Below are 16276 nucleotides of genomic sequence, written 5' to 3'. Positions count from 1 at the left end.
CGAAACCTTATTTAATTGAATCAGTCACGTTCGCTGCGTTGGCAGCATCCGTAATGTTAACCACTGGAATAGCGTTAAGCTTCCACTTCCAGCTCTCTGTGGTGGTTTCCACAGGAATCATTTCAATACAGTCAGTTGGACAAGGAGCAACGCACAAGTCACAACCGGTACACTCGTCTTTGATAACGGTATGAAGGGCTTTAGTACCACCAACAATCGCATCGACAGGACACGCTTGAATACACTTGGTACAACCGATACACATGTCTTCATGGATGAAAGCAACGGTTTTGACTTTGTTGTCGAGGTCGTGTGCCGACTCTTCCGCTTCGACACCCATCAAATCCGCCAGTTTTTCAATGGTCGCTTGACCTCCTGGGGGACACTTGTTGATTTGATCGCCGTTAGCAATCGCTTCTGCGTATGGACGACAACCTGGGTAGCCACACTGACCGCACTGAGTTTGAGGAAGAATAGAATCGATTTGATCGACGATTGGGTCGGCTTCTACTTTGAAGCGAATCGACGCAAAACCGAGTATGGCCCCAAATACAGCGGCAAGCGCTGCAAGGGCAATGATCGCAATTAAAATAGTACTCATTGGTCTACTTCACCAAACCAGTAAAGCCCATGAAGGCAAGAGACATAAGACCTGCGGTGATCATTGCAATCGAAGCACCTTTAAATGGTACAGGTACGTCAGCTGCAGCAATACGTTCACGCATTGAGGCAAATAGGATCAATACCAAAGAGAAGCCAACTGCCGCACCAAAACCATAAATGATCGATTCAATGAAGTTGTGGTTTTCATTGATGTTAAGCAGGGCAACACCCAAAACAGCACAGTTCGTTGTAATCAATGGTAGGAAGATACCCAACAGACGATAAAGCGTCGGGCTGGTTTTGTGCACGACCATTTCGGTGAACTGTACAACAACAGCGATCACCAAAATAAAGCTCATGGTTCGTAGATATTCGATGCCCAGTGGACGTAAAACATAGCTTTCCACTAAGTATGCACACACAGACGCGAGCGTTAGTACAAAAGTTGTAGCTAAGCCCATGCCAATTGCTGTTTCCAGTTTTTTAGACACGCCCATAAAAGGACACAAGCCCAAAAACTTCACCAGTACAAAGTTGTTCACCAGCACAGTGCCGACCAACAACAAAATATATTCGGTCATAGTTATTACGTTCTTAAAATCCGATCCCAATATTATCGTGTTTTGTGACACCAATAACAACCAAAGAACGGTGTGGTTTTATGCACCCGATGGAAAATTATACGTGTATGTGATGTGAGTGGATGGATTAATAAGAAATTGAAAAGTTTGGTGAATGGTTGTTAACAATGGAAAACGCAATTTTCGTCACTGATTTAACGCACGCTTTGCTGGCGGCTCCACTCTTCATTTCTTGGATAAAACGAAATAGAAAATGCTCATACCCCTAATGAGCTAGGGGGATGAGCTAAGGTTAACGTTTCTAGATTGATTTACAGTTTTTCTGTAAAGGTGCGGCTGATAACGTCTTGTTGCTGCTCTCTCGTTAGCGAGTTAAAACGTACTGCGTAACCAGACACTCGAATCGTCAATTGAGGGTATTTTTCAGGATGTTCAACCGCATCTAACAGCATGTCTCGGTTGAGAACATTAACATTGAGATGCTGACCACCCTCAATCGCAATAGCCTCATTGCTTGCTTCATGATGGAAGTACCCATCCATTAGCGCCGCAAGGTTCCTCTTCTGGCTTGACTCATCTTTACCTAATGCATTGGGTACAATTGAGAAGGTGTAAGAAATGCCATCTTTCGCGTAAGCAAACGGCAGTTTGGCAACCGAAGCTAACGAAGCAACCGCTCCTTTTTCATCACGACCATGCATTGGGTTTGCACCTGGACCAAACGGCATACCTGCGCGGCGACCATCTGGCGTGTTACCCGTTTTTTTGCCGTAAACCACGTTAGATGTGATGGTTAGGATCGACTGAGTTGGCACAGCTTCACGATAAGTGTGCATCTTCTGAATTTTTGTCATGAAGCGCTCTACTAGATCACAAGCGATGTCATCAACGCGTGGATCATTGTTACCGAATTTCGGGTAGTCGCCTTCGATTTCAAAATCAACGGCGATGCCATTCTCGTCGCGAATCGGTTTCACTGTTGCGAATTTGATTGCAGCTAAAGAGTCTGCCACCACAGATAGACCCGCAATACCACACGCCATGGTTCGATGTACGTCACGATCCATCAGTGCCATTAATGACGCTTCGTAGCTGTAACGGTCATGCGAGTAATGGATGATGTTCAACGCAGTGACATATTGAGTCGCTAACCATTCCAACATGTTATCGAAGCGCGGCATTAGTGCGTCAAAGTCGAGAATTTCATCTTGAACTTTTTCTACAGATGGACCTACTTGCGCTTTAGATTTCTCGTCTATGCCGCCGTTGATTGTGTATAGCAGCGCTTTTGCAAGGTTGGCTCGTGCGCCAAAGAACTGCATGTGTTGACCAACAATCTGTGGACTCACGCAACAAGCTATCGCGTAATCGTCGTTATTGAAATCTGGGCGCATCAGATCGTCATTTTCGTACTGAACGGAAGACGTATCAATTGACACTTTTGCTGCGTATTGCTTAAACGTCTCTGGTAATTGCTCTGACCAAAGGATCGTCATGTTTGGCTCTGGTGCTGGTCCCATGGTATGCAATGTATGCAAGTAGCGGAATGTCGTTTTAGTTACGAGCGTGCGACCATCTACCCCCATCCCAGCCATGGCTTCTGTTGCCCAGATTGGGTCGCCAGAAAACAATGAATCGTATTCTGGTGTACGGAGGAAGCGAACCATGCGCAATTTCATGATGAAGTGGTCGATCATCTCTTGCGCTTGTGATTCATCAATCAAACCATTTGCGATATCGCGTTCTAGGTAAACGTCTAAGAAGGTTGATGTACGACCCAATGACATTGCAGCGCCATTTTGTGATTTAACCGCCGCTAGGTAGCCAAAGTAGGTAAATTGAATCGCTTCTTGTGCTGTTTTTGCGGGTAGCGACATATCAATGCCGTATTTCAGACCCATTTGACGAATGTCTTCAAGTGCTTGAACTTGATCGGCAATCTCTTCACGCAGGCGAAGTGTCTTTTCAAGATCACTGCCACGCTCTAGGAAAGTTTGTGTTGAGTTGTATTGCTCTTTTTTATCTGCTTTTAAGAATTCGATACCGTAAAGGGCGATACGTCGGTAATCACCGATGATACGTCCACGACCATAAGCATCTGGAAGACCAGTAATGATGCCTGATTTACGACACGCTAGGATCTCTTTGGTGTACAGATCGAAACACGCTTTGTTGTGAGTTTTGCGGTATTCGGTGAAGATCTTTTCTACGGTTGGGTCTAGCTCTCGACCGTACACTTCGCACGAGTTTTTCACCATACGAATGCCGCCATTGGCGATAATGGCACGTTTGAGTGGCTGTTCGGTTTGTAAGCCAACGATCTTTTCTAAATCTTTGTTGATGTAACCCGCATCGTGAGAAGTAATCGTTGATGGCAGATCGGTATCGAAATCAACAGGCGCGTGTGTGCGGCTTTCTTGTTTAATGCCTTCAAGCACTTGGTTCCACAATCCTGACGTAGATTCACTTACCTCAGCTAAGAAGGACTCGTCTCCTTCATAAGGGGTGTAGTTTTTTTGGATGAAGTCACGAGTGTTGACAGCATTTTGCCATTCACCAGCAGCGAATCCAGTCCATGCGTCAAGCATATCAGTCGTCGGAATAGTCATTAGTAAATCCCTAAGTTATTGATAAATAGAATGGAGGCGACGAGTAGGCCGGAACCATTCTTAACCCTTTCAATCGTATGGATTTACTATCTATGAGTAAAATGAATGCTTTTCATTTTTTAAATGATTAAAATGCATTAATTTTTGAATCATAGGCTTATGGTTATCTTTTGCTTTCAGAACCACACATTTAATGCTTGGTATCGTGAATTTATCGGCGAATTAAAAGTAAAACAGAGTAATGAGCAGATTTGCCGTCATTCGAATTAGGAAGAAGCGGTGTGTATGAAGAGATTGTGTAACTGTATTTACTAAGCTTATTTGTGCTGAGATTCTAGGGGAGCAGATACGAAAAAGCCGCGTCTTTCGACACGGCTTTGTCTGGAATTTGGCTCCTCCTGCTGGATTCGAACCAGCGACCTGCGGATTAACAGTCCGTCGCTCTACCGACTGAGCTAAGGAGGAATTGCTTTGCTTGAAAGCGGGTCGAATCTTACCGAGCACCTATATTTCTGTCAACACCTAAAAAACACATTTCTAGTAAAAAATAATGGAATTTTATCTTTACTTTCTTGTAATCCTTGCCAGTAAAGGGCTGGAGTTACTTATCCACCAAATTTGTGGATAACTATGTTGATGAGATCTGAGTAAAGAACTTTTATATGCAACAGTGTTGTTTTGTTTTGAATTTTTAAGCAGAAATAGGCACTGAATAAGCAAATAAAACAGTGATTTATTTAGATTGACGCAGAATTAGTTAAAGTGGATAAAATTTAGCCTTTTGGGGATAAAGGATAATATTAGGTCTTTCTGGGGAAAAGTTGTGGAAATTAAATTGTGATGATTTGGGGAGTATCACCAAGTAGGGCGAAAGACTATAACAGAGTCACCAGACTAAGGCTAGATCAAAATAGAGAAAGCACAAAAATTAGTAACAATGAGCTATAAATCTAAAATAGACGTAGATTTCATCTAATAAGGTGTATATATATACAGCCAAAGTGCAGTAAATTTGAGGAAGGGTATGAGTAAAGTTTATGAACTGGTCTCTGAGTATCAACCATCTGGTGATCAGCCAACCGCTATCAAACAGTTATTGGAAGGGTTAGACGCAGGTCTTGCTCATCAGACGCTATTGGGTGTAACTGGCTCAGGTAAAACATTCACGTTGGCAAATGTGATTGCGCAAGCGCAGCGTCCTGCCATCCTCCTTGCACCCAACAAAACGCTGGCAGCTCAGCTGTATGGTGAGATGAAAGCCTTCTTCCCAAATAATGCCGTAGAGTACTTCGTCTCTTACTATGATTACTACCAACCCGAAGCATACGTTCCAACGACGGACACCTTTATTGAAAAGGATGCTTCAGTTAACGCTCATATTGAGCAAATGCGTTTATCGGCCACTAAAGCCTTACTAGAACGCAAAGATGCGATCATCGTAGCGTCGGTATCGGCTATTTATGGTTTGGGTGATCCGGAATCGTATCTGCAAATGATGTTGCACCTGCGTCGTGGAGATGTGATTGATCAGCGTGATATGCTGCGCCGTCTTGCAGAGTTGCAATATTCTCGCAATGACGTTGCATTCGAACGTGGTCAGTTCCGCGTTCGTGGTGAAGTGATTGATATCTTTCCGGCAGAATCAGACCAAGATGCGGTCCGTGTCGAAATGTTTGATGATGAAGTGGATTGCATTAGCGTATTCGACCCTCTGACTGGAGTGGTGAAACAGCGTGACTTACCACGTTATACCATCTATCCAAAGACTCACTATGTGACCCCGCGTGAGCGTATCCTTGATGCGATTGAAAGCATCAAAGATGAGCTTGAAGTTCGCAAGAAGCAGTTGCTAGATAACAACAAGCTTCTAGAAGAACAACGCATCAGCCAACGAACTCAGTTCGATATTGAGATGATGAACGAGCTAGGCTTCTGTTCAGGTATCGAAAACTACTCCCGTTACTTAAGTGGTCGAGCGGAGGGTGAGCCGCCCCCAACACTATTCGATTACTTACCTCATGATGGTTTACTGATCATCGACGAATCGCACGTTACAGTTCCACAAATTGGTGCGATGTATAAAGGTGACCGTTCGCGTAAAGAGACGTTGGTGGAGTTTGGCTTCCGTTTACCTTCAGCATTGGATAACCGTCCGATGAAGTTTGAAGAATTTGAGGCGATTTCTCCACAGACGATATTTGTATCAGCGACACCAGGTAACTACGAGCTGGAAAAATCAGCCGATGAGATTGCTGATCAGGTTGTACGCCCAACGGGTCTGCTCGATCCGGAATTGGAAGTACGTCCGGTATCGACTCAGGTTGATGACTTATTGTCTGAAATTCGCATTCGAGCGGCGAAAGATGAGCGTGTTCTGGTGACGACGTTAACCAAGCGTATGGCAGAAGACTTGACCGAATACCTTCACGAGCACGATGTGAAAGTTCGATACCTTCACTCAGATATCGACACCGTTGAGCGTGTAGAAATTATTCGCGACCTTCGTTTAGGTGAGTTCGACGTGTTGGTAGGGATCAACTTGTTGCGAGAAGGTCTCGATATGCCCGAAGTATCGCTGGTGGCGATCTTGGATGCAGATAAAGAAGGCTTCTTGCGTTCAGAGCGTTCATTGATTCAGACCATTGGGCGTGCAGCTCGTAACATCAAAGGAAAAGCGATTCTTTACGCAGATTCGATCACTAAATCGATGAAGAAAGCAATGGACGAAACGGACCGTCGTCGTGAGAAGCAAAAGGCATATAACGCAGAGATGGGCATTGAGCCTCAAGCCTTGAAGCGCAATATCAAAGACATTATGGAGCTGGGGGATATCACTAAGTCCAAACGTCAACGGAACACTAAACAAGTTCCGTTATCGAAAGTGGCAGAGCCTTCGCAAACCTACGAAATTATGTCTCCACAGCAGTTGGAGAAAGAGATCAGTCGTCTAGAAGCGGCGATGTACCAACATGCTCAAGATCTGGAATTTGAATTAGCAGCGCAAAAGCGTGACGAGATTGAGAAGTTACGCGAGCAGTTCATCGCTAACAGTTGATTGATTGCTTCATTCCATGCCCAAGTGTTTGTGTTTACATAAATTGCTTGGGCACTTTCTTTCCCCTTACTGAACAGACAAAAAAGAAGCCAATAGGCAGTCGGATCTATTGGCTCGTTTTGTGAACATATCGTTCACTAACAACGTCAGTTGGCTAGGTGACCCGAGGGGTCATTAGTTTAAGAGCATGGTTTGTGCCATAATTTAACCTGTTGATATTCGGTTTAGTTTATTTAGAATACCCACAATCTTACGAATGATTATTTGCAAAATGCAAAGCGTAATGCGATTATTATTTAAAACACAACAAAAAATCGGCTAGGCTATGCAACAAATAACAGAAGGTCAAAAGTCTCGTTATCTACTAATGGTAGAAGACACCGCATCTGTCGCGGCATTGTACCGTTCTTACCTAACGCCACTCGGCATCGATATCAATATTGTTGGTACAGGCAGAGACGCAATCGAAAGTCTGAACCACCGTATTCCTGATCTTATTCTGCTCGATCTTCGTCTACCTGATATGACGGGGATGGATGTATTGCACGCAGTGAAGAAAAGTCATCCAGACGTGCCAATTATCTTTATGACTGCCCATGGCTCTATCGATACTGCGGTAGAAGCAATGCGTCATGGTTCTCAAGATTTCTTAATTAAACCATGTGAAGCTGACCGTTTACGCGTCACGGTAAATAATGCGATCCGTAAAGCTACCAAGCTTAAAAATGAAGCGGATAATCCGGGCAACCAAAATTACCAAGGCTTTATCGGCAGTAGCCAAACCATGCAGCAGGTTTACCGCACTATTGACTCGGCGGCGAGCAGTAAAGCAAGTATTTTCATCACGGGTGAAAGTGGTACTGGTAAAGAGGTGTGTGCCGAGGCAATTCACGCAGCAAGCAAACGTGGTGATAAGCCGTTTATCGCCATTAACTGTGCTGCCATCCCTAAAGATCTGATTGAGAGCGAGTTATTTGGTCACGTAAAAGGTGCATTTACTGGCGCGGCAAATGACCGACAAGGTGCGGCTGAGCTTGCTGACGGTGGCACTTTGTTTCTTGATGAGCTTTGTGAGATGGACCTAGACCTCCAGACAAAGTTACTAAGATTCATTCAAACGGGGACGTTCCAAAAAGTCGGTTCTTCGAAGATGAAGAGTGTGGACGTACGTTTTGTTTGCGCAACGAACCGCGACCCTTGGAAGGAAGTGCAAGAAGGGCGTTTTCGTGAAGACTTGTACTATCGTTTGTACGTGATCCCATTGCACCTTCCACCGCTGCGTGAGCGTGGCGAAGATGTAATTGAGATTGCTTATTCGTTGCTTGGTTATATGTCTCACGAAGAAGGCAAAAGCTTCATCCGCTTCTCGCAAGAGGTGATTGATAGGTTCAATAGTTATGAATGGCCGGGTAACGTTCGTCAGTTGCAAAACGTACTGCGCAACATTGTGGTATTGAACAACGGCAAAGAGATTACGTTAGACATGCTGCCACCGCCGTTGAACCAGCCAGTGGTTCGTCAATCGGCATCAAAATTTATTGAACCTGACATTTTGACGGTGTCAGACATTATGCCGCTTTGGATGACTGAGAAAATGGCCATCGAGCAGGCGATTCAAGCGTGTGATGGCAATATTCCACGCGCTGCGGGCTACTTAGATGTCAGCCCATCGACGATTTATCGCAAGTTGCAAGCTTGGAATAGCAGGGACGAAAAACAAAACGTATGAGTATGAACGTATTAAATCAGCAAAAGATTGAAGAGCTGTCTGCTGAGATAGGCAGTGATAATGTGCCCGTTTTGCTTGATATTTTTTTAGGGGAAATGGACACCTATATAACCCGATTATCTGATCTTAAAGGCAATGAGCAATTGATCTATTTGAAAGAGATCAGCCACGCACTCAAAAGCAGTGCCGCAAGCTTTGGTGCAGATCGACTGTGTGATTTGGCTATTGCGATCGACCGAAAAGCGAAGTCGAATCAGTTAGCCGAGCAGGGTGAGGATGCCACAGAAATGCTCGCTTTGCTTGATGTCACACGTGATGCCTATCGCTCTTGGACAAACTAGCGCTTTGTTGACGCTATTCAATGAGCACTAAAACATAAAGCCCTTCCGGTGTGGAAGGGCTTTTTCATTCGATCAAATTGCTCTAGCTGGAGTCGTTTTCTCGATGCGAACTTTCTAGTTCGACGGCAACTGGTTTTCAATCGCAAGTTTGAGCTTGTCTCGATCATGACGCCAATCGCGATTAGTAGAAGCTAACGACTCGGTGACCACATTCCAGTTCTCAAGCACCTCTGGCTCTGTTTCTTCTGCCAATACGACATCAATCTTTCTTCCTTGGCAAGCGCGCTCGCACCACTCGAGTTTTTGCTTCATTGTCATACGCCCAGCAGGACCATACTCTGGACTCAAGTTGGCGACAAAAATCACTTTTGCAGTTTGATTTGCGGCAATAGCTTTACCCAATTCAGGTAGGAGCAGTGGCGGCATAATGCTTGTTAAGAAACTTCCGGGACCAAGAATGATGGCGTCAGCTTCAGCAAGCGCTGTCACAGCTTCTTTGGTTGCGGGAACTTCTGGTGATAAATCGAGACGACGCAAATCGGTATCCATCTCATCGACGTTGGTTTCGCCTGTAACCCATTGCCCATCGACCGATAATGCGGTGAGATCGGAAGGGTGCTCAGACATAGGAAGAATGTTGACGTCGACTTTCAACATATTGCGAATAAGGTTAATCGCTTCTAATGGGCGTACCGATAGGTTATCCAGAGCGGTCAGCATTAGGTTACCTAGGTTGTGTCCGTCGAGTTCGCCAGTACCTTTGAAGCGATATTCGAACATCATGGAACTGATTGATGGTTCAGTGATCAACTGGTTGATACAGTTACGCGTATCACCCCATGCAATACCACCTTGGCAATGGCGAATACGACCGGTTGAACCGCCATTGTCGGTTGTTGCAACAATGCCAGTTGCATTGCTGCCAAAATCTTTTAATGCTGCCAACATACGGCCTAAACCGTGACCACCACCAACTGCGACCACTTTCTTATCGGTGTAGATATTCATTACGTTCTTCTAATAATCTTGTAAAAAACGACTACAATTTAACTTAATGAGTGCCAAAGGGGTACTCACTAAGCGGTAAATTGTGTTTCTAGAGAGTTTTTTATCACTCAAGTCTGGATTCCATTACAAATATTAAGTATTTTACACGGCAAAGCTATCAGGGGTTTACCTCCTCTGGTTGCCATAACTCCGAGCTCACTATGCTAAGTCTAAGGATAGGCGTTTTGAGCCAGTGACATTCTGTCACAAGGGCATAATTGGAAATGATTATGCCTCCCGTGTTTGGAAAGGTGTTCCGTGGCGCAACAATTCGAAGACAAATTTCATCGTAAGTTCTATTACTTGCGTCTGTCTGTGACTGACGTATGTAATTTCAAATGTACCTATTGCCTTCCTGACGGCTACAAGCCATCGGGCAATAAAAACTCGTCTTTTTTATCTCTCCCTGAGATCAAGCGTGTCGTAAGAGCGTTTGCAGATTGTGGTACCTCAAAGGTCCGCATCACAGGTGGTGAGCCGAGTTTACGCAAAGACTTTACTGACATTATCCATTCTGTCGCAACGACGCCTGGCATCAAAAAAGTCGCTACAACGACTAATGGCTACCGCATGGCGAAACAGGTTGCTGATTGGCGTGAAGCTGGGCTGACTAATATTAATGTTAGTGTGGATAGCCTTGACCCCCGCATGTTCCATCAAATTACTGGTGAAAATAAGTTCACTGAGGTGATGAATGGTATCGAGCGCGCATTTGAAGTGGGTTATGAGCAAGTCAAAGTTAACGTGGTGCTGATGAAAGACCTCAACCACAGTGAGTTGCCTGCTTTTCTTAACTGGATTAAAGACCGTCCAATCCAATTGCGTTTTATTGAGTTAATGCAAACAGGAGAAATGGATGAGTTGTTTGCTAAGCACCATGTTTCTGGTGTTGCGATCCGAAATCAATTAATCGCCAACGGTTGGTTACTGAAAGTCCGTTCTCATAATGATGGACCTGCTCAGGTTTTCGTTCATCCTGATTACAAGGGTGAAATTGGTCTTATCATGCCTTATGAAAAAGACTTCTGTGAGAGCTGTAACCGACTTCGTGTCTCGGCTATGGGTAAACTGCATCTTTGTCTGTTCGGTGAACATGGCGTGGAGTTACGTGACCTGTTAGAGCGCGACGAGCAAGAAAGCGAATTGATTGAACGTATTCAGGCACAGTTGCAAACGAAATCCGTAAGTCACTTCTTGCACGATGGCAACACTGGTATGACGCCGCATCTTGCGTCTATCGGCGGTTAACTCCAATCAGATTTCACATCAGGAGCAGACGTGGCTTCTGATGATTTTTCCAGAATCGATACCTTGCGTATCAAAAAGCAAATTAAAGAATAGGTGAACAAATGGGTCACGCTGAAAGCAAATTTCAACCTGCAAACATTGCCGTTCTAACGGTATCTGACACTCGTACTGAAGAAAACGACACCTCTGGTGGTTACCTAGTTGAACACGCGAAGGAAGCTGGTCATAACGTCGTTGATAAGCAAATCGTAATTGACGATATGTACAAGATCCGTGCGATCGTTTCCCAGTGGATTGCGGATGAAAACGTACAAGCAATCATGATCACTGGTGGTACTGGTTTCACTTCACGTGACAGCACTCCAGAAGCGCTTAAGCCTCTATTCGATAAAGAAGTAGAAGGCTTTGGTGAGCTGTTCCGTTTGGTTTCTTATGAAGAAATTGGTACTTCAACCATTCAATCTCGTGCGATTGCTGGTTTCGCTAACCACACTGTTATCTTTGCAATGCCTGGCTCTACAGGTGCGTGCCGCACAGGGTGGACGAAGATCATCAAGCAACAACTAGATGCAAGTCATCGTCCTTGCAACTTTATGCCACACCTATCTGTATAACCTTTCCTAAAAGCGAAGGAAAAACCATGACCCAATTTACACATATCAATGCGTCTGGCGAAGCGAACATGGTCGACGTATCAGCGAAAGCGGAAACGGTTCGTGAGGCGCGTGCAGAAGCATTCGTTCACATGGCACCTGAAACTCTGCAATTGATTGTTTCTGGCCAACATCATAAAGGTGATGTGTTTGCAACCGCACGCATCGCTGGTATTCAAGCGGCAAAAAAAACGTGGGACCTAATTCCACTTTGCCATCCTCTATTGCTTTCGAAAGTAGAAGTACAACTTGAAGCAATTGAAGCTGAGAGCATGGTACGCATTGAATCCGTTTGCAAGCTAGCAGGTAAAACTGGTGTTGAAATGGAAGCGCTAACGGCAGCTTCTGTAGCTGCATTGACGATTTACGATATGTGTAAAGCGGTACAAAAAGACATGGTTATTGGTCAAGTTCGTCTTCTAGAGAAGACGGGTGGTAAATCTGGTCACTTCAAGGCGGAATAATGATTAAAGTTCTTTTCTTTGCTCAAACGCGTGAACTGGTTGGTATCGATGCGCTTGAGCTCGATGATCAATTCAACAATGTTGAAGCGATTCGTGCTCACTTGGTTGAAATTGGTGAAGGTACAGAAGGTAAGTGGGATCTCGCCCTTGAGCCTGGTAAATTGCTCGCTGCAGTAAACCAATCTATTGTTCCACTGGATACTGAAGTGAAAGAGGGTGATGAAGTTGCTTTCTTCCCTCCAGTGACAGGAGGTTAAGATGGATTCTCGTGTTTCTGTACAGACTGAAGACTTTTCTGTTGATCAAGAATATCAGCGCTTGTCGGAAGGCACTGCGTCTGGAGCCGTTGTTACGTTTATCGGTAAGGTTCGTGATATGAATCTTGGTGATAATGTGATCGGTCTGCACTTAGAGCATTATCCTGGAATGACAGAAAAAAGCCTGATCGATATCTGTAATGAGGCGGAGTCACGTTGGCCATTACTTGGGGTCCGCGTGATACATCGTGTTGGTGACCTTGATACCGGCGATCAAATTGTGTTCGTAGGAGTCTCAAGCGCTCATCGAGGTGCGGCATTTGATGCTTGTGAATTCATTATGGATTACCTAAAGACTAAAGCGCCATTCTGGAAAAAAGAACGTACAACGAGCGATAACCGCTGGATTGAGTCACGAGATACTGACCATCAAGCTGCGCAGCGTTGGGAAAAGTAGAACCGTTTTTTATTCTGCGACCAAATCTACTAAAGCCAGATGTTCATCTCATCTGGCTTTTTCTTTTTTTACGATAAAAACGGAGTTTACTTCCTACTTTGACCTGCTGATAAATTCATCACCTTTCCTTCCTTTCACCTCTCGGTGACCTTGTTCACAATAAAAAATATCGAACAAGATATATGCAATTATTAATTAGACTCAATGTGTCACAAATGTTAATTTTTATACATATATCTAGCATAAGATGCTACCAAAGAGTTTGAATTTAGATTTATCGACAGTTTTGCCTGCCAAATGAACTCGCAAATCTGTATTTATCTACCCAATACAAACTATGTAGTATTTATTGCTAAATATGAGCACTAATTACAGAATTATTAGTTTTTTTGCTACATTTTTATGGCAAATTACTTCAATGATTGCTAATGTGTGCCGCAGTCTTTGTAAGGTTTTAGTGTTTTGTGCTCAGAAAGTGTACTAAAAAATTCTAAAATTCTGACCGTTCCAGTCCCTTGCAGAGAAGTCATGGATGCTAATGAAAAACTTGGAGTTTTACGCATGTATAAGAACAAAATCACCAAAGCCCTTCTTCTAGGTGCTGGTCTGGCAGTGGCTGCCTCTTCTTCTACCGCTTTCGCTGCTGACGTTCCAGCAGGCACTAAACTAGCAGATAAACAAGAACTCGTTCGTGGTAACGGTACTGAAGTTGCAACAATCGACCCGCACAAATCTCAAGGGGTTCCAGAGTCGCATGTGATTCGTGATCTTCTTGAAGGCTTAGTGAACCAAAATGCAGACGGCGACACTATCCCTGGTGTAGCTGAGAGCTGGGAAACCTCAGACAACAAAACTTTCACCTTCCATCTACGTAAAGACGCAAAATGGTCTAACGGCGATCCTGTAACAGCGCAAGATTTTGTATACAGCTGGCAGCGTGCGGTCGATCCTGCGACGGCTTCACCATATTCTTGGTACATGGAATACACCAAGATGAAGAATGCAAAAGACATCGTTGCGGGCAAAAAAAACAAGAGCGAACTAGGTGTTAAAGCGACTGACGACCACACGCTAGTGGTTGAGCTAGATACCGCCGTTCCTTACTTTGTAATGATGGCTGGTCACACAACAATGAAACCAGTACATAAAGCGACAGTTGAGAAGTTTGGTGATCAGTGGACGAAACCAGAAAACTTCGTAGGTAACGGCGCTTATGTCGTAAACAACTGGGTTGTGAATGAGCGTCTAGAGCTTGTTCGTAACAACGAATACTGGGATAACGACAAAACGGTTATCAACAAAGTAACGTACCTTCCAATTGAGAACGGTGTTGCTGAAATGAACCGTTTCCTATCTGGTGAAATTGATTTCACGTCTAAACTGCCTACAGAGCACTTTAAGCGTCTGAAAAAAGAGCACCCAGAATCAGTATCGGTTGAAGGTAGCCTGTGTACTTACTACTACTCATTCAATACTAAGAAAGAACCATTCAACGACGTTCGCGTTCGTAAAGCGATTTCTTACGCTATCGACCGTAACATCGTAGCAAACGCAATTCTTGGTCAAGGTCAGAAGCCTGCTTACTTCCTAACGCCTGAAATTACAGCGCATTTCAACCCTGAGCTACCAGCTTACGGCAAGATGACGCAAAAAGAGCGTAATGCAGAAGCGGCACGCCTATTGGCTGAAGCGGGTTACGGTAAAGACAACCCACTTAAATTCTCTCTTCTATACAACACGGATGAGAACCACAAGAAACTAGCAGTAGCACTAGGTTCTATGTGGAAGAAAACTCTAGGTCTAGACGTAACGCTAGAAAACCAAGAGTGGAAAACTTACCTATCGACTAAAGACCAAGGTGATTTCGAAGTGGCACGCGCCGGTTGGTGTGGTGACTACAACGAAGCATCTTCATTCCTAACCCTAATGGTTAGCTCGAACACAACTGGTGGTCAGCACTGGGGTAATAAAGAGTACGATGCTCTGATTGATAAAGCGATCAAATCGACTTCTGAAGAAGAGCGTACCAAAATTTACCTAGAAGCTGAGCAACTGATGGCGAAAGATATGCCAATTGCGCCTATCTACCAGTATGTTCGTTCTCGTCTATTAAATCCGCACGTTGGTGGTTTCCCTGCAAACAACGCGGAAGAAAAGATCTACACCAAAGATCTTTACATCAAAGCTGACTAATTAAAGTCACTTCAAAACTATAAGAATAAGGCTCACACGCACCATTGAAGGAGCGTGTGCAGCCTATCATTTACATTTTAACTGTCACAGACTGAAAGAGTGAGTTTATGCTTAAATTCATCGCAAAAAGGATATTTGAGGCGATCCCAACCATGTTGGTTTTGATCACCGTATCTTTCTTTCTCATGCGTTTCGCACCGGGTAACCCATTCTCGAGCGAGCGCCCATTACCGCCAGAAGTTATGGCGAACATTGAAGCTAAATACGGTCTAGATAAGCCTGTATTTGAGCAATACACCACATATTTGACCAACGTTATCCAAGGTGATTTTGGTCCTTCATTCAAATACTTAGATTACACAGTAAATGAGCTAATCTCTGTTGCATTACCAGTATCAGCGAAGGTTGGTTTTATCGCCTTTATCTTCACTGTAATTTTGGGGGTGACGGTTGGAACCATAGCCGCACTCAAGCAGAATACTTGGGTGGACTACGCCATAATGTCAACGGCGATGCTCGGGGTAGTTATGCCGTCCTTCGTATTGGCTCCTGCTCTGATTTACTTATTCTCTCTCCATTGGAATTTATTCCCCGCGGGTGGTTGGCATGACGGAGGGTGGCAATACATTGTGCTACCTGTGATCGGTATGTCATTGCTCTACGTGGCGACTTTCGCACGTATCACTCGTGGCTCGATGATCGAAACATTGAACAGTAACTTTATTCGTACCGCTCGCGCAAAAGGTCTAAGTTACCGTTACATCATCCTGAAACACGCACTAAAACCAGCTCTGCTTCCTGTTGTGTCATACATGGGACCAGCGTTTGTAGGTATCATCACAGGTTCGGTTGTTATCGAGACCATTTTTGGTCTGCCTGGTATCGGTAAGCTGTTTGTCAACGCTGCCTTCAACCGTGACTACTCGCTAGTAATGGGTGTGACCATTCTGATTGGTTTCCTATTCATTCTATTCAACGCTATCGTTGATATTCTGCTAGCAATGATTGACCCGAAAATTCGCTACTAACAGGGAAGTAT

The 16276-nt window shown here is 44.4% G+C and carries 14 protein-coding genes, 1 tRNA gene and 1 riboswitch; of the genes, 10 read left to right on the top strand and 5 right to left on the bottom strand.

Going from position 1 to position 16276, the window contains the following annotated elements:
- Positions 1-7: 7 nt before the first annotated feature.
- The 4 genes from rsxB to MHO32_RS10455 form a co-directional block, all read right to left on the bottom strand.
- The gene (gene rsxB / locus MHO32_RS10470; RefSeq protein WP_029790465.1) at positions 8-601 is read right to left on the bottom strand and encodes an electron transport complex subunit RsxB; all 594 of its coding nucleotides are present in this window, start codon (positions 599-601) and stop codon (positions 8-10) included.
- A 4-nt stretch (positions 602-605) separates the two neighbouring features.
- A complete protein-coding gene (rsxA, locus tag MHO32_RS10465; protein WP_005425202.1) occupies positions 606-1184 on the bottom strand; it encodes an electron transport complex subunit RsxA in 579 nt (192 codons plus the stop codon).
- A gap of 311 nt (positions 1185-1495) precedes the next feature.
- The gene (pflB, locus tag MHO32_RS10460; RefSeq protein WP_239211694.1) at positions 1496-3793 is read right to left on the bottom strand and encodes a formate C-acetyltransferase; all 2298 of its coding nucleotides are present in this window, start codon (positions 3791-3793) and stop codon (positions 1496-1498) included.
- Between the two features lie 389 nt (positions 3794-4182).
- Positions 4183-4258, bottom strand: a tRNA-Asn gene (locus MHO32_RS10455).
- A gap of 559 nt (positions 4259-4817) precedes the next feature.
- Between MHO32_RS10455 and uvrB the strand changes: the two genes are divergently transcribed.
- The 3 genes from uvrB (at position 4818) to luxU (ending at position 8918) form a co-directional block, all read left to right on the top strand.
- Positions 4818-6848 carry an excinuclease ABC subunit UvrB gene (gene uvrB, locus MHO32_RS10450; protein ID WP_005444695.1) on the top strand — a complete coding sequence of 677 codons (2031 nt, stop codon included), beginning with the start codon at positions 4818-4820 and terminating at the stop codon, positions 6846-6848.
- A 325-nt stretch (positions 6849-7173) separates the two neighbouring features.
- The gene (luxO, locus tag MHO32_RS10445; RefSeq protein WP_005444697.1) at positions 7174-8577 is read left to right on the top strand and encodes a quorum-sensing sigma-54 dependent transcriptional regulator LuxO; all 1404 of its coding nucleotides are present in this window, start codon (positions 7174-7176) and stop codon (positions 8575-8577) included.
- Positions 8574-8918, top strand: a complete 345-nt coding sequence (gene luxU, locus MHO32_RS10440) for a quorum-sensing phosphorelay protein LuxU (RefSeq protein ID WP_005444699.1) — start codon at positions 8574-8576, stop codon at positions 8916-8918. Before luxO ends, luxU begins: the two co-directional genes overlap by 4 nt.
- Before the next feature lie 114 nt (positions 8919-9032).
- Here luxU and MHO32_RS10435 read toward each other — a convergent pair whose 3' ends face one another.
- Positions 9033-9926 (bottom strand): YvcK family protein, encoded by an 894-nt coding sequence (locus tag MHO32_RS10435; protein ID WP_005444701.1) that lies wholly within the window; start codon positions 9924-9926, stop codon positions 9033-9035.
- Positions 9927-10101: 175 nt separating this feature from the next.
- Positions 10102-10235, top strand: a riboswitch (molybdenum cofactor riboswitch).
- On the opposite strand from MHO32_RS10435, the gene moaA reads away from it, so the two are divergent.
- The 7 genes from moaA to oppB all read left to right on the top strand — a co-directional run bounded on the left by moaA (position 10224) and on the right by oppB (position 16265).
- Positions 10224-11213, top strand: coding sequence for a GTP 3',8-cyclase MoaA (gene moaA / locus MHO32_RS10430; RefSeq protein ID WP_005444703.1), 990 nt, complete (start codon positions 10224-10226; stop codon positions 11211-11213). It overlaps the preceding riboswitch by 12 nt.
- A 101-nt stretch (positions 11214-11314) precedes the next feature.
- Positions 11315-11827, top strand: a complete 513-nt coding sequence (moaB, locus tag MHO32_RS10425) for a molybdenum cofactor biosynthesis protein B (protein WP_005433210.1) — start codon at positions 11315-11317, stop codon at positions 11825-11827.
- Positions 11828-11853: 26 nt separating this feature from the next.
- Positions 11854-12330, top strand: coding sequence for a cyclic pyranopterin monophosphate synthase MoaC (gene moaC / locus MHO32_RS10420; RefSeq protein ID WP_050908866.1), 477 nt, complete (start codon positions 11854-11856; stop codon positions 12328-12330).
- Positions 12330-12587 (top strand): molybdopterin synthase sulfur carrier subunit, encoded by a 258-nt coding sequence (moaD, locus tag MHO32_RS10415; RefSeq protein WP_005444716.1) that lies wholly within the window; start codon positions 12330-12332, stop codon positions 12585-12587. The genes moaC and moaD overlap by 1 nt, the downstream gene beginning before the upstream one ends.
- Position 12588: 1 nt before the next feature.
- Positions 12589-13044: a molybdopterin synthase catalytic subunit MoaE gene (moaE, locus tag MHO32_RS10410; RefSeq protein WP_005444719.1), complete on the top strand. Its 456-nt coding sequence runs from the start codon at positions 12589-12591 to the stop codon at positions 13042-13044.
- A 561-nt stretch (positions 13045-13605) separates the two neighbouring features.
- Positions 13606-15237, top strand: a complete 1632-nt coding sequence (locus MHO32_RS10405) for an ABC transporter substrate-binding protein (protein WP_239211691.1) — start codon at positions 13606-13608, stop codon at positions 15235-15237.
- A 107-nt stretch (positions 15238-15344) separates the two neighbouring features.
- Positions 15345-16265, top strand: a complete 921-nt coding sequence (oppB, locus tag MHO32_RS10400) for an oligopeptide ABC transporter permease OppB (RefSeq protein ID WP_005444724.1) — start codon at positions 15345-15347, stop codon at positions 16263-16265.
- The last annotated feature ends 11 nt before the right edge of the window (positions 16266-16276 follow it).

The organism is Vibrio sp. MMH1-50 (assembly GCF_022347645.1).
Classification (GTDB): domain Bacteria; phylum Pseudomonadota; class Gammaproteobacteria; order Enterobacterales; family Vibrionaceae; genus Vibrio; species Vibrio harveyi.
This window is presented reverse-complemented; position numbering and strand designations above follow the sequence as displayed.